Source organism: Candidatus Poriferisodalis sp. (assembly GCF_965214215.1).
Classification (GTDB): domain Bacteria; phylum Actinomycetota; class Acidimicrobiia; order Acidimicrobiales; family Poriferisodalaceae; genus Poriferisodalis.
This window is the reverse complement of the sequence record NZ_CBDCBD010000003.1, coordinates 601,434-615,209: the sequence shown is the minus strand read 5'-3', so window position 1 is coordinate 615,209 and position 13,776 is coordinate 601,434. Positions and strand designations below refer to the sequence as shown.

Sequence of the window (13,776 nt, the reverse complement as noted above, 5' to 3'; positions counted from 1 at the left end):
TCCGAACCTGTGCTGGCAGATGCCTCATCACTGTTATGTCCGTCCCGTCCCGGCACGCGAGCCGTTCCGAGATGAAGGACGACATGATGCCAGACTCACAGCAGGCGGTGATCGGCGGTATTGACTGCCACACCGACTTCCATGTCGCCGCGGCGCTCGACCCGCTGGGTCGGGTGCTGGGCACCGAGTCGTTCCCCGCGACTGTTGCGGGCTACGACTCGACCTACATATGGCTGGCGTCGTTCGGGCCGATCGCTGCGGTCGGCGTCGAGTCGACCGGGTCCTACCGAGCGGCCCTGGCCCGTTCGCTGACCGAGCAGGGCTGCGGGGTTATCGAGGTCAACCAGCCCCATCGCCATCTGCGTTCGCGTCGCGGCAAGAACGACGCCATCGATGCCGAGGCCGCCGACCGCAAGGTGCTGTCGGGCGAAGCGACCGCAGCCGCCAAGGACACCACCGGCATCGTCGAGTCGATCCGTCAGCTCAGCGTCGCCCGCAACGGCGCTGTCAAGGCCCGCACGGCTGCGCTGTGCCAGCTCGGCAATCTGCTCGTCACCGCTCCCGCCGCTTTGCGCGCCCAGCTCGACACCCGCCGAACATTGGAAGGCAAAGCTGCTGTGTGCGCAAGGCTGCGGCCTGACACCGATCGCCTCGCCGATCCCGTCCAGGCCGCCAAAGCCGCCCTGCGCAGCCTCGGCCGTCGCATCGCCCAACTCGGCGCCGAAGCCGACGGGCTCGAACGCAGCCTGAGCCAGCTCGTCGCAGCCGCAGCGCCCGCCACGGTGTCGCGACTGGGATGCGGCACCCACCACACCGCCACGCTGCTCGTCGCCGCCGGTGAGAACGTCGACCGGCTCAGCACCGAGGCGTCGTTCGCTCACCTGCGAGCCGACCTCGCCACCCTCAAGATCCGCACTTGACATCTATAGGAACGTCCCAGGGTGAATCAAAACCGCAGGTCACAGACCTGACACCCACCCCAAACCGCCCCGAGGCGCCAAATTCGGGTACAACCTCCGACGGCTCCCGGGCACTAGCATCGACCCTCATCGCGGCGTCATTCAGACCGACGCTGGTGTCGCGCGCAGCTTCCATCCCGACAACCCAGATACCGAGCTCGACGAGAGCCTCATGCCGCGAAGTCTCTACGTGCCTCCCGCAGCCGACTTGCGCCGCTGACGTAAGACGACCCGATCACGCCGTAGCAAGCGCCCCAGACACGGCGCGCGTCCTTGGTACGGTTGGCTGAGGGTGTGCCAAACATGCCCGTGGAGGTCTCCGATGACGCAGCGCGCCTTGTTGCCTCGAGCTTGCAAGGAAGGAAGCAGCGACCGCGCTGGTCGGGGGCGGTCCCGACATCTACGTCGACGTCTCGGAGCGGCCCTCGCTTGCAGTGGGCTTGTGGCGGCGCTGCTGCCAGCGTCCGGCGGCCCTGTCGGAGCTGCGGCCGTGGATGTCACATCTGACCGAGTATTCGGCCCGACCCGGTACGAGACCGCCGTCGAGATTGCCGAGGAGTATCTCGATGAGTTGGGTGGTAGCCGTTCGGTGCCTGACACGATCATTCTCGCCTCCGGGGCAGATGATCACTTCGGCTACGCCCTGACAGCGCCTGCTCTCTCACGTCGCTTCGAGGCGCCGCTGCTGTTGACCGATCCGGACCAGTTGTCGCCATCGACATCAAACTTCCTCAATCGCAACGACATTGAAACGGTGTTCATTCTCGGCAGTACCGATGTGGTGTCTGCGGCCGTACAACAGTCGGTTGAGGCCATCCGCGGCACCGAGGTGGAACGCATCGCCCGGGCTGATGTCTACGGAACCGCCGCCGCCGTGGCCGAGCGCGTCGGCCCCCGAGCAGGCCAACCGGGGACCTACCGCACCAATGGTCGGACCGTGCTGTTGGCGACAGGTGACGTATTCGCCGACGCCTTGGCAGCTGGACCGCTGGCGTACCGGGGAGAGCACCCGATTCTGCTGACGCCCGGTAGTGAACTGGACACCAACGTCTCGCGCTTTCTGACACGCAGTGACACGGACCACGTGATCATCCTCGGAGGCACCGCCGCAGTGAGCCCGCGTGTGGAGCGTGCCATTCTCGACATGGACGTCACCGTGGACCGGCTCTGGGGATTGGATCGATTTGCCACTGCTGTGCGCCTCGCCGAGGAGTTGCTGGGCGATCGTCCCCCGCAATCGTGCTTCGTCGGAGGTGAAGTCGGGCTTGCCTACGGCCGCAAGGCTGCTGACGCCATCGCCAGCGGACCGCTGCTGGGTGAACTATGTGCGCCGCTTCTTCTGACCGAGTTGGGTGAGCTGCCAAGTGCCACACGCGAATTTTTGGAGTCTGACGAATACGAGACAGGCGATCTAGACGGTGATCTACACATCACGGTGTTCGGTGGTCGTTTCGCTGTGTCACCGGATGCGCTCGCCCAGGCAGACGCGGCGGCGACGAGAGATCCGATTCGAGCCCAGATTTCGGCGCTGCAAGGTCGCTGTCACTTCACTGTGACCTTTGATGAGCCAGTGCTGACACGAGATGCTCAAGATGTGCGCAACTACCGGCTGGAAGGCGACACGCTCAACTCCAGTCAGGCCAGAGTCGACGCTGGCGTTGGCACTATGACGACCCGAGCCACTGTCGTGCTCAGTGGTGCCAGCAGCGCGGCGGCTACTTCAGTGCCGACCGGCTGCAATGCCCCGCTGATGGCCCGCGATGAAATCGAATTAGTTGACGGCGTGATTGGCAACGACATCGACCGTCGCAGAGTGGAGCGCGTCTCGTCAGCGGTGCGCGCCGATCGTTCCCGCCCCCGCATCACCATCGCCGCACTCGATGGCTCCACGATTGTGTATGTCGAAGCCAACGAGCCCCTTGAGCCCGGGCCTCAGGGCAATCCGGAGCTCATCTTCAAGCGCAGCGGTCAGGAAGACGAGACGCAGCAGTTCGCCGTCGGCGATGGATCGCTTCGCTACGAGGTCGACGTGCCCCTCGTAGATGGTCTGCAGGCCGGCGACCGGGTTTCCATCGCCGAGGATGAGGTCGAGGACCTGGCTGGCAATCTCAACCGTGAGGGCACGGTCACGGCGCGCCGCGACGGCACCGCACCGCGCATCTCGCGAGTGATTATCACCGAGCCCATCGGTCGCAGCGCCGCCTATGTGGGCGTTGACGGCCGCTTCAGTGGCAGGCGGTTCGAAGATGCGCTGACGATCACAGCGAAAGCTACGGGCGAGGCTTACGGTGCCATCGGCAACGGCTGGACTCTGGAGGTCATGCTGGAACCGGATTGGCCCGGAAGTCGGGTGTCTGAGATCGAGGTCTCCACCCGCCGACAGACCATTTCTGCGACTGTCGGATTCCCGCGGAAACTCGACGATGTAGCCAGGGACTTCAATAACAATCCGGACTTCCGGGAACTGTTCAGCGCGGATGTCACCGGTACCAACTCCGGAGACGTGGCCATCGTCAACGACAACATGCGGCCAACAAACTTCCGTGACGGCATCAGCACCGTCGACATGACGGTCGAATGGTCCGAACCGGTGCGCGACTGCGACGCCGCTGAGGGAGCGGTGGACCCAGGCAGAATCGAGCTCGACGTCGAGGGTGACGGAGAGTACGACTTTTACCTTGACGGCCGCTTCGCAGCGCGGCTGCAGGTGGACTTCGTTGACGCACCTGATGGGAATACCTCGATCGTCTCCAATGAAGCAACCTGCGACACGGCCCCCGGCGTTCCTTCTGGCACGCTCGTTGCGCGCCTTGAATCGCCGCAATTCAGCTCGCTTCCGGATCTTGACTCTCGACTGTTCGTGTATCGAGGAGCTGCTACTGACCTGAAGGGCAACGTTGCGGTCAACCGACGCGTCGGCAACTTCGTCCGCCCGTAGCGTCTCGGAGTGCGAGGGTGACGCGATTGTGCAGCCCGGTGTGGTTGAGTGGACGCGCGACCCCTGACGAAATGGCAGGAGGCACCGATGAGTGCTCGTTCTTCGCACGAATCCGATGAGCGTCGCGGACGGTTTTCCGCTGGAGTGCAACGCAGACCACGCGCCTGCCGGCGACGAGTGACATGGTCGCTCGTGGCCCTATTGATCGCAGCGAGTGTGTTGGCGCCCGGCAGTGGCACAGCAGGCGCTGCCGCCGTCGAAATCAACGCTGAGCGCCTTTTCGGGCTGACCCGCTACGAGACCGCTGTGGCCGTTGCCGAGGCCTACCTCGAGGAACGGCGAGGAAGTCGCACACCCGTCGCAACGGCGTTGCTCACCTCAGGCCTGGATGAGCACTACGGCTACGCAGTCGTGACACCGGCGCTCTCCCGTCAGCACATAGCGCCGTTGTTGTTGACAATGCCCGACGAATTGCCGGTATCGGTTGCCGAGTTCCTCGGGACCAACGGCATCAGAACCGTCTACATCCTCGGCGGCACGGACGTTGTATCCAGTGAGGTCGAGGATGCTGTTGATGAGATCAGCAACGTGGGAGTTGTGCGTATTGCTCGCGACGATGTGTACGCAACTGCTGTGGCCGTTGCCGACCGTGTCGGGCCGCGAACGGGCCAACCCGGCGAGTACCGCTCCCATGGCGGTACGGCTGTGGTCGCGACAGACACAGTCTTCGCCGATGCGCTGGCGGTGGGGCCACTGGCGTATCGCGGTGAGCATCCGGTCTTGCTGACGCCACGTGATTCGCTGCATCCCGGGGTTGCCGATTTTCTGGAGCGCAACGTCGACCATGTCGTCATCTTGGGCGGACAGGCCGCGGTATCGAACGCTGTCGAAGACTCCATCGAGGAGTTGGGCATCACGGTCGATCGGCTGTTTGGACCAGATCGATTCGCCACCGCAGTGGAGATTGCCGAAGAGCTGCTCGGAGACGAGCAGCCCGAGGGGTGCTTTGACGGCGGTGAGCTCGGACTCGCGTACGGCCGCAAGGCGGCAGACGCACTAGTCAGCGGGCCTCTACTCGGCGAGCTGTGCGCACCGCTGTTGCTGGCCGAGCTGGCATCGCTGCCCGCGGCTGTGCGCCGATTCTTGGAGTCCGATCAGTACGAGACAGGTGACGCTGACGGCGATCTCATGTTTACGGTGTTTGGGGGTCCGGCGGCGCTGTCGTCAAACGTCGTCGCCCAGGCCGAAGCCGCTGCCACACTCGATCCGATCCGCGCGCGGGTGTCAGGCGTACAGGGCCGTTGCTTCTTCACGGTCACCTTTGTTGAGCCGGTGCTGACTACGGATGCGACGAACGTCCGGTACTACCGGTTGGGTGGCAGCACACTCGATCCGCGCGATGCTGAAGCCGCTGGTGGTGACGGTACGTCGACGACGCGTGTCACCGTGGTCCTGACCGGTGCCTCTCAGTCCACCGATGCCGCAGTTCCGACGGGATGCGACGAAGAGACAGCGCTTCGGGCTCGCGAGGAAATCGAGATTGTTGGAGGCGTAATCGGCACCAACGGCGATCAGCGCACGGTGCGGCGTACTTCAACCACGGTGTCCGTTGACCGTTCTCGGCCACGTCTAACGGTGACGGCACTGGACACCGCTGATGTCGTATGGGTGGAGTCGAATGAGCCGTTGCGGCTGGGTTCTGGTGCTGTTGAGTTCCGACGCGGTGGTGCCAATCCGCAGACTGCCACCGAGTACGTGCAGATAACTCGGGGCGCGGTGCGCTTTGAAGTACCGGTACCACCTTCGTTCGCTGATTCGCTGCAGAACGGCGACCGGGTGACTGTGAAGGAAGGCGCCGTACGCGATCTTGTCGGCCTTGATAACCGCGAAGTATCGATCATCGCCCGGAGGGACACCACATCGCCACGAGTCTCGAAGGTGATCGTGACTGAGCCCGAGGGCCGCTGGGCGTCGTCGATCGATATCGACGGCCGGGAGCGCGGTGTCAGAGAACGCAGCGCATTCACGATCAGGGCCAAGCGTGACGGTGACGCGTATGGTGCCGTGGGCAACGACTGGCGCCTGCGAATCGACGTCGAGCTGGCTTGGAGTGCTAACCAAGCTTCCGAAATCAATGTGGTACCGGCAGGCAAGCGCATTGAATTACGGGTATCGCACAGCCGATCACTCGGGGATCTGGCGGATGAGCTGAATGGCCACCACGAGTTCTCAACATTGTTTGAAGCGGAAGTCGACTCCGATGTCGACGGCGACCGAGCGGTGCTTGACGACGACGTCGAGCCCGTCCATCTTGAAGGCGGTCTCAGCACCGTGGACTTCACCCTCGAATGGACCGAACCTGTGGTCAATTGCGAAGCAGGAGAGATCGAGATCGATGTCGACGGCGACGGCGACTACGACTTCTTCCTCGACGGCTACAACGCGGAGTCATGGGGTGTGGAGTTCGTGGACGCTCCGGAAGGCAATCCCGCCATCATCGCTGGCGGCGCCGATTGCGACTTCGCTCCGGGTGTGCAGGAGGGCACCATGGTGGCCCGCTTGCAGTCCGATGACATTTCGGCTCTGCCGTCGACGCGGTCCCGTTTGCGGACGTTGATCGGTGCTGCAATTGACCGTGTCGACAACGAGTCTGTCAACCGCCGATTCAGTTCATTCTCCCGTCCCTGACGGACGCTGTCAACGTTGGGACGCCTGATGACTGATACTCGGCTGTGCCCTTCCAGCAAGATCTGTTTGCGGCAGAAATGTCAGTGAAGCGAGCCACGGCGGGTCGCCGCATCGTCAGTGCGGTGGCGGCGCTGGCAGCGGGGTTGGCAGCCCTGTCGGCTGGCGTGGGTGCTGCCGAGCCCGCAGCATTGAACGCCGGGGGTGTCCCACCTGCGCACTGGCCTAGTTCGAGCTTGGCCGCACCACAGATCGAGGGTTGGGCCAATGCGCTGCGCATCTTTGGCGCTGATCGCTATGAGACATCGTTGGCGACTGCCCTGACGATGCGTGGCACAGGCGATTTTCCCTTCGATACGCCCGACGCAACATCAGGCGGTGCAAACGGGCTTGCCAGCGCGAGCGATTGGTGGGGCATCGGTGCCTGTCCACGGGCGATCGTGATCGTGGCAGCGGACTCATCCGCCGACGCGATTGCCGCCGCAGCTCTGTCCGATCCGACGGGGCGGTCCACCGAGCCGTATCTGCGCCGGGTAGCGGCTGCGGATCCGCTGTTCGATCCGCCGGGAGGGTTCTCACGCGTCGACACCTTCGCCGCGCCCATCCTGCTGGCCCCGTCTGCCCGTTCGGGCGAAGTATCACTCGGATTGCCGACGCGGCTTGCGGCTCAGGACTTCCGCGACGGCGGCTGCCAGACGGCGAGGCAGGCGGTCGTGGTCGGGGGCCCGTCGGCGGTGCTTCCCGAAGTCGAAGCGGAACTCGTCTCGGTGGGCTACACCGAAGTGTTCCGCGTCGGCGGCCAGAATCGCTATGGCACGGCGGCAGTTGTGGCCACGGCGCTGGGCACCGCTGCTGTTCCCGCTGCCGCCACCGGTTGTGCCGACCCAAAGGCTGATGATGGCAGCGTGCAGTTGGGGTTCTGGGCGAATTCGGTGGTCGAGTACCGGCCGAGCGCGACCGAGTGCGAGCTGTTGGGGCGCACGGTGGTGCTCACTGACGGAGTCGACGGCATTGATGCAGTGGCAGCGGGTTGGTGGACGAGCTATTGGCAAGTCCCGGTGTTGCTGCACGACGGCACGGGGCGTCTGCCCCGTGAGACGGCACAAGCGCTGAGCTTGCTCAATGTGGATCACATCGTGGTACTGGGGGGGACTGCCCGTGTACCGCAGCAGGTGGCCGACGAGGCGGCTCGCTTGGCGAGCGCAGAGGTCACCCGGGTGGGCGGCTCAAGCCGCTATTCGACCAGTGTCGCCATGGCGCAGCACTTCGGCGGCTGGTGGCCCAACCCTGCACGAGGCCCGTTCGAGTCGTCGCTGCTGTGCTTGGCAGCCTCCTCGGGCAGCGGTCGCAACACACGAGGCTGGCCCGATGCACTTGGGGCCGGCGCTTGGTGCGGTGCCGCATCTGCCGCGACGGAATTCAGCGCTCCGGCGCGGATGATCGGCCCGGTCACCGGGAGAGCGCCAGCCATGGCCGGCGCCTCTGCGCAAATGAGCGACAGCAGGCCGAGCGGCGATTCGCCGGGTCGGTCGCATGACGCTGTGCCGGTGATATTGGTGCCTGCGGGAGGTGATGCTCTGCCGCCCTCGGTCGAGCAATTCCTGACCGATGCGTTCGAAATGCCGGGCGCGTGTCGTGCATTGGTGGGATCTGGCGCTGCGGGCAGCGCTACCGATGCCTTGGCCTATGCACAAGCGTTGAGGCGGGGCTCTTGCCCTATGCCAGGCTTCGCCGTTGCCTTCGGTGGCCCGTCGTTGATTCGGCCGGAGATACTCGGCGAGGTCTCATCACTGCTGAGCGGCGGGCTGACCAGTGCGGAGCAGCCTGTCGTGGAGCTCATCGGCGCCGAGACGCCCGACCCCTCGGCACCGTTCGGCGTCTCGTCGCGACGTGGCGTGCCACTCGGCGTGGGTGCTTTCGCTACCGAGCTGTCCATGGCGCCGGTGTTCTATGCGTCCACGGGCCTGCAGGCGTGCATGCCAAGACGCAGCTATGCCGATGCCCGCTGGCTTGTCGCTGAGGCATCGTCACAGCTGACACCTGTCTCGATAGTCGACGTTCCGAGCACAGAATGGTACGTCCGCGATACGGACGGAACGAGGCGCACCCCTGAGTCGGGTGCGCCTGCATGCATGAGCGCCCTCGTTCGTCCGAGTGAGCCGTTGCTCGTGCGCGCCGTCGACGCCAATGGGCGCACTTCACGTTCCTTGCTGCTCGCCGCGGATGCCGACCGGAAGTTCGAGTTGACCGGCGACGTGCTCGCGCGCCTTCCCGAGTCGGAGGGTTTGAGCAGCAGAGACCGCAGCCAGCCCGGCACCACGAGCTGGCTGTTCGAGACTGACGAAGCCACTGAAGCGGCGCCGGCGCCGAGAGCGATGCTTGAAGGTGAACGAGCGCAGATTATGTCGACCCGTTTGTCGTTGGAACTCCGGCACCGCCAAACAACGACTCGGCCGTTGCGGCCGAGCACCTTCACGGCGACATGGAGGATCAGGACGAGTTCTGGCGCAGTGGTCGGCTCGGCCGAAGGCGAAGCAGTGTTCACCGCAGGCCGCTGGCATTTCCGTGGTGCCACCGTGCTGACCGGGGGCTCATGGGTGACTTCGCAGATTGGTTTGCCGGGCATGAGCGTCGACGAGGGCGCGCCTGTCGTGGTCGCGTCGCCGCCTGAAGCGCTTCGGGCGGGCACATCTGATGCATACGGTGCAGGCGGGTTCACAGCCACAGTCACCGTGAACGGCCAGGACAACCTCGACGACATCATCCGATGGCAACCAGAGGCGTTTATCAACACTCGTTAGCAAGCCTCCCGACCGCCACCCCCCAGCCCCTCGTACTCGTCGTCGGGTGCGGCGTCGCGCTGATTCACCTTGGGACGTTCCTACAGAGGGACTGTCATATTTCTTGTGTATCCGGCCGTGGTGGTGTTCGTCGGATGTAGGCGGCTTCGAATTCATCGGGCGACTGGTCGTCGAGGTTTCCGTGATTACTATCGCAACCGTGGTCGACGAAGACGAGTCAGCCATCGAAGCATCTCCGAAAGAGCATGAGGCGGAGACGGCCGCGCGGGTCGAATCGCAGATGACTTCGCGTGGCCTTGCGGGCACCGTTCAGCGTTCGCTGCTGGTGCCTGCGCTTGTCGCGGTCATCGTGGCGCTGATCGGTGGCGTGTTCGGGCTCGCAGCGGTGGGCTTCAACGCGCTGCGCGACGACATGAATGAGGGGTTTGCCCGGGTCGACGCCAAGTTTGTCCAAGTAGACGACCGCTTCGCCGAAGTCAATGCGATTCTGCTCGACCACACCGAGCGACTCGCTCGTATCGAGGCGGTCCAAGGCGCTCGCGCACTCCAGTAGCGCCACGGTCTCGTGACGGGTTGGCTCTGCCGCGCGCCGGCTCCGTTCTCTCTGCCTCCCAGGCGGCTGCAGTGATCCCGATGGAGTTCGCCCACCCACTGCCCCAGCTTCCCCCAGGGTGCGGCCGGACCGCGTCGGTGTTCCCTGCGGCTGGCGCGGCGATCTACAGCGTGGCCCGCGATGGGTTTGGGCCGGGTTCGACGCGAACTGGCAGCTGGATGCGCCGCAGCGATGCTTCTGGTACTCGCGGCTGCGCTGCCAGCCGGGTCGCAGGAAACCCCAGCGACGATGGGCGCCGGATCCGTTTCGCCTGCTCAATGGCCTGATTCTGAACTGGCGTCGTTCGGCATGGCGGGATGGCCGAACGCCCTGCGGGTCTTCGGCGGCGACGCTGTGCAGAATTCGGCCGTCGCCGCGTTGCTGATGCGCGGCACCGGACAGTTCCCATTCGACTCGCCTGACCGGACTGACGGTGGCGTCGGCGGATTGTCCGCGGCGTCGCATTGGTGGGGCTTGGGCGTGTGCCCGAGATTGGTGGCTCTTCGCGTTTTAGCGTGGGGTGAGGGTGTCGAGCAGGGTCCAGTCGGGTTTTCCTGCGTAGAGCAGGACTCGGGTGCGGTAGTGGTCGAAGTTGGTGATCCCGAACGACACGCGCTTGATCAGCTTGGCCAGGTTGTTGGCTGCTTCGGTGGGACCGTTGGTCACTCGTGAGCGGTGCCAGTTGGTGATCGGGGTGCGCCAGGTGCGTAGCGTGCGGCCGAGCTTGTTCAGCTCCGGCGAGTACGCCTCGTCGCGCAGGTCGCGGGACAGCTCGTCGAGCGCTTCGAGAGCGGTCTTGTGGTCGCCGATGCGGTAGGTCATGCGAAGGGTTTCCTTGGCGTGCCAGGCGTCGCGGACCTCGCCGCGGGGGTCGCCGGCTGCGAGCAGGCCGCGCAGCTTCGCCTCGCCGCGTTGGGTGACGCGTTCGTGGGCTTTGAGCAGAAGCCGCCGTATCCGATACAAGGGATCGTCTTTGGTGCCGCGTCCGCCGGTTGTCTCGTTCTGGACGCGTCTGCGCACCTCGTCGACGGCCGAGTTGGCGAGCTTGACGACATGGAACGGATCGGCGACCTGGATCGCTTTGGGCAACGCGTCGGTGAACGCCTTGCGGTACGGGCCCGACAGGTCCATGACTGCCCAGCGCACCCGGGCTCGCCATCTCGACGTGCGTCCCTGGATCCATCTGGTAGCGCCCTTAGCGCTCTTACCAGCGACTATGTCCAGCAGCTTGCCTTTTCCGGCGTCCACGATGGTGGTGCCCCAGTGCTGTTCGCGGTACCGGCCGCGTCGGAACATCAAGATCTCATCGAGACCCAAAGCGGTCACCCCGTCAATGCGCGAGGCGTCGGCTTCGAGCAGCGCTTGGCCCCAACGCTGCACCGCAGCCATCGCGGTGTGCCAGTTGCAGCCCAGCTCGGCCGCGATCTCTTTGATCGCGCGTCCCGCACCGGCGCGGCGGGTCGCCCAACGCGCAGCCCGGCTGGTCATGCGCCCCCTGGGCGGCGCGATGGCGGGCTGCTGATCGGTGAACGTGCGCACCGCACAGCCCTGATGGGGGCACAGCCAGCGGCGCTTGCGCCACACCAGCTTCACCGCCCGCCCGAACGCCGGCAGATCAGCGAGGCGCACCCCATTCGCCCCGTGAGCCCACACCCGCCCGCCGCAGCCCCCACAGCACGGCCGATCCGTCAGCGCTATCACGACCTCGAGCGGGCCGCCGCGGCCGCCCCCAACATCGCGCACCGCGACACCCGGACCCAAACCGACGATCAGCAACAACGCACGCGTACAGTCAACAGCCACAGGGATCCTCCAGATCTCGGGGTCTCAACACCTCCGATTCTGGGGGATCCCTCCCTATCGAGCCGGGACCCTCAAACGCTCACCCCACGCGCAAACGCGAAGCGCCAGATTGGTGATCGTGGTAGCAGGCGATGTGTCTGCCGATGCGATGACCGCATCGGCGTTGTCAGATCCGACCGACGGATCCAGCGAACCATGGCTGCGACGCGTGGCTGCGGCCGATCCGCTCTTCGACCCGGTGGGCGGGTTCGCGCGAGTGGACACGTATGCGGCGCCGATTTTGTTCGCCGATTCGGCTCGGGCCGGCGCGGTGTCACTTTCTTTGTCGACGCGGATCGCAGCAGCAGACATGCGTTCGGGCGGTTGCAGGGCGGCGCGTCAGGCGGTGATCGTTGGCGGCACGGCGGCGGTCCCCGCGGCTGCTGAGTCTGAGCTGGTGGCGCTGGGTTTCGCTGAGGTGTTCCGGGTGGCGGGCGCGGAGACTCCCGACGGCGCCGGGCCGTTCGGCGTCTCGACGGTGCGAGGGCTGCCGCTGGGCGCCGGCGCGTACGCGACGACGTTGTCGATGTCGCCGGTGTACCGCCACAGCAGTACCGGCGGGGTGTCGGAGGCCGGTGCTGTGCCGTTGGGCGTGTGCCTGCCCAGAGCAAGCTACGCGAACGCGAGGTGGCTGGTCGCCGAGACCGGCGCCGACACGTCGGGGTTGGCGGCGTTGGGTCTGTCGGAGGCCGGCTGGTATCTCGCTGACGGTGACGGAGTCGTGCGCTCGACAGCGACGGGAACGCCGTCGTGTCTCGATGTCGACGTGCCCGCAGCAGCGCCGCTGGTGGCGCGGGCGGTGAGCAGCGTCGGGCGCACGACGCGTTCGCTGCTGGTCGCCGCGGAACCGCAGCGCCGTATGTCGCTGTGGGGTCCTGTGCGGGCCAGGTTCGCGCAGGCGTCGGGTGTGCGCAGCGATCGGCCGCTCGACGTCGGCGTGTCGACCTGGGAGTTCGCCACTGGTGCTGCGGGCGGGTCAGCACGGCTCGTCGGCGAGCAGGCCGCCGTGGCGGCCACCAAGCTGACCGCGGCGCTGCGTCGCCGCCCGCCGACCGATGAGGGTCTGGTCCGTGCGGCGGTGTTCGCTGCTGAGTGGTCTGTGCGCACCGAGCGTGGAAGGCCGACCGGCACCGCGCAAGGCGAGGCCCGGTTCGCGGCCGGGCAGTGGGAGCTGCGGGGCGCGTCGGTGCTGCGAGGCGGCACGTGGGCGTCGTCGCTGCTGGGCATGCCCGGCCGAGCCGCCGACACCGAGGTGGGCGACAGCGCTGCCGCCGCTGGGGTCCCGGCCGGTTCTGAGGTTCAGCTGTTCCCCGCGGTCGAGCCGCTGCGAGCCGGCACCGCCGACGGCTACGGCGCAGGCGGGTTCACAGCCACACTCACCGTGAACGGCCAGGACAACCTCGACGACATCATCCGATGGCAACCAGAAGCCGTCATCAACACCCGCTCACTGGTCAGTCCCGCCGGGGGCGATTCGTAGGCATCGATTCCGAGTCGCGAAGAGGGGGGCGTTCGCCTACGCTTCCGCTGCCACGGTGCACGAGCCGCCTCGTGTCGGGAGGTCTCGGCTGAGGTGTGGCACGACGGCACTGGTGGTTGGAGACGACCGATGACATGTGCGACATCACTCAGTCGATGGCTGTACGAGCACGACGAGAGCCCGAAGCGAAAGCATGCCTGGGGTGAGGGGAGTGCTGGGTTCGCGAGCGTGCGCGGAGTCCTCGTCGGAAAGTGCCCTGCTCACATGGGTATCTCGGAAGCGCAGGAGCTCCTCGACACTGCATTGCCGTTCTCGAGCCCCAGATGGCCTCACGTCTACCCGCAGAGGCTGTACGCGGTTCACGATGGCGTGGTGTACCGAGCGACGCGCACCCGTCCCGGAGTCTCATACCATGGATTCCCTGAGCATCCCTCCCGGTTCCCCGAAGGACGTACCGGTGGGTTGCTGAAGGAGCGTCT

Annotated in this window: 7 protein-coding genes; 6 read left to right on the top strand and 1 reads right to left on the bottom strand. The window is 65.7% G+C overall.

Translation table 11 applies throughout. The features are described from left to right. The first annotated feature begins 86 nt into the window (after positions 1-86). From ACOOF5_RS05205 to ACOOF5_RS05185, 5 genes are all read left to right on the top strand, one after another. Positions 87-920 (top strand): IS110 family transposase, encoded by an 834-nt coding sequence (locus ACOOF5_RS05205; protein WP_420437306.1) that lies wholly within the window; start codon positions 87-89, stop codon positions 918-920. Between the two features lie 529 nt (positions 921-1,449). Continuing rightward, positions 1,450-3,897, top strand: a complete 2,448-nt coding sequence (locus ACOOF5_RS05200; RefSeq protein WP_420437304.1) for a cell wall-binding repeat-containing protein — start codon at positions 1,450-1,452, stop codon at positions 3,895-3,897. 192 nt (positions 3,898-4,089) lie between these two features. After that, positions 4,090-6,585 (top strand): cell wall-binding repeat-containing protein, encoded by a 2,496-nt coding sequence (locus ACOOF5_RS05195; protein ID WP_420437302.1) that lies wholly within the window; start codon positions 4,090-4,092, stop codon positions 6,583-6,585. Positions 6,586-6,668: 83 nt separating this feature from the next. After that, entirely contained in the window at positions 6,669-9,383 is a 2,715-nt protein-coding gene (locus ACOOF5_RS05190; protein ID WP_420437300.1) for a cell wall-binding repeat-containing protein, read from the top strand. Between the two features lie 181 nt (positions 9,384-9,564). After that, positions 9,565-9,936, top strand: a complete 372-nt coding sequence (locus ACOOF5_RS05185; RefSeq protein ID WP_420437298.1) for a hypothetical protein — start codon at positions 9,565-9,567, stop codon at positions 9,934-9,936. 549 nt (positions 9,937-10,485) lie between these two features. Here ACOOF5_RS05185 and ACOOF5_RS05180 read toward each other — a convergent pair. Further along, positions 10,486-11,778: an ISL3 family transposase gene (locus ACOOF5_RS05180; RefSeq protein WP_420437296.1), complete on the bottom strand. Its 1,293-nt coding sequence runs from the start codon at positions 11,776-11,778 to the stop codon at positions 10,486-10,488. 118 nt (positions 11,779-11,896) lie between these two features. Here ACOOF5_RS05180 and ACOOF5_RS05175 point away from each other — a divergent pair, with 118 nt between their 5' ends. Next, entirely contained in the window at positions 11,897-13,297 is a 1,401-nt protein-coding gene (locus ACOOF5_RS05175) for a hypothetical protein (RefSeq protein ID WP_420437294.1), read from the top strand. Positions 13,298-13,776: the final 479 nt, after the last annotated feature.

What these genes read in the sequence shown, in the direction of transcription:
- ACOOF5_RS05205 (WP_420437306.1), top strand. Translation starts at nt 87, where the DNA reads ATGCCAGACTCACAGCAGGCGGTGATCGGCGGTATTGACTGCCACACC.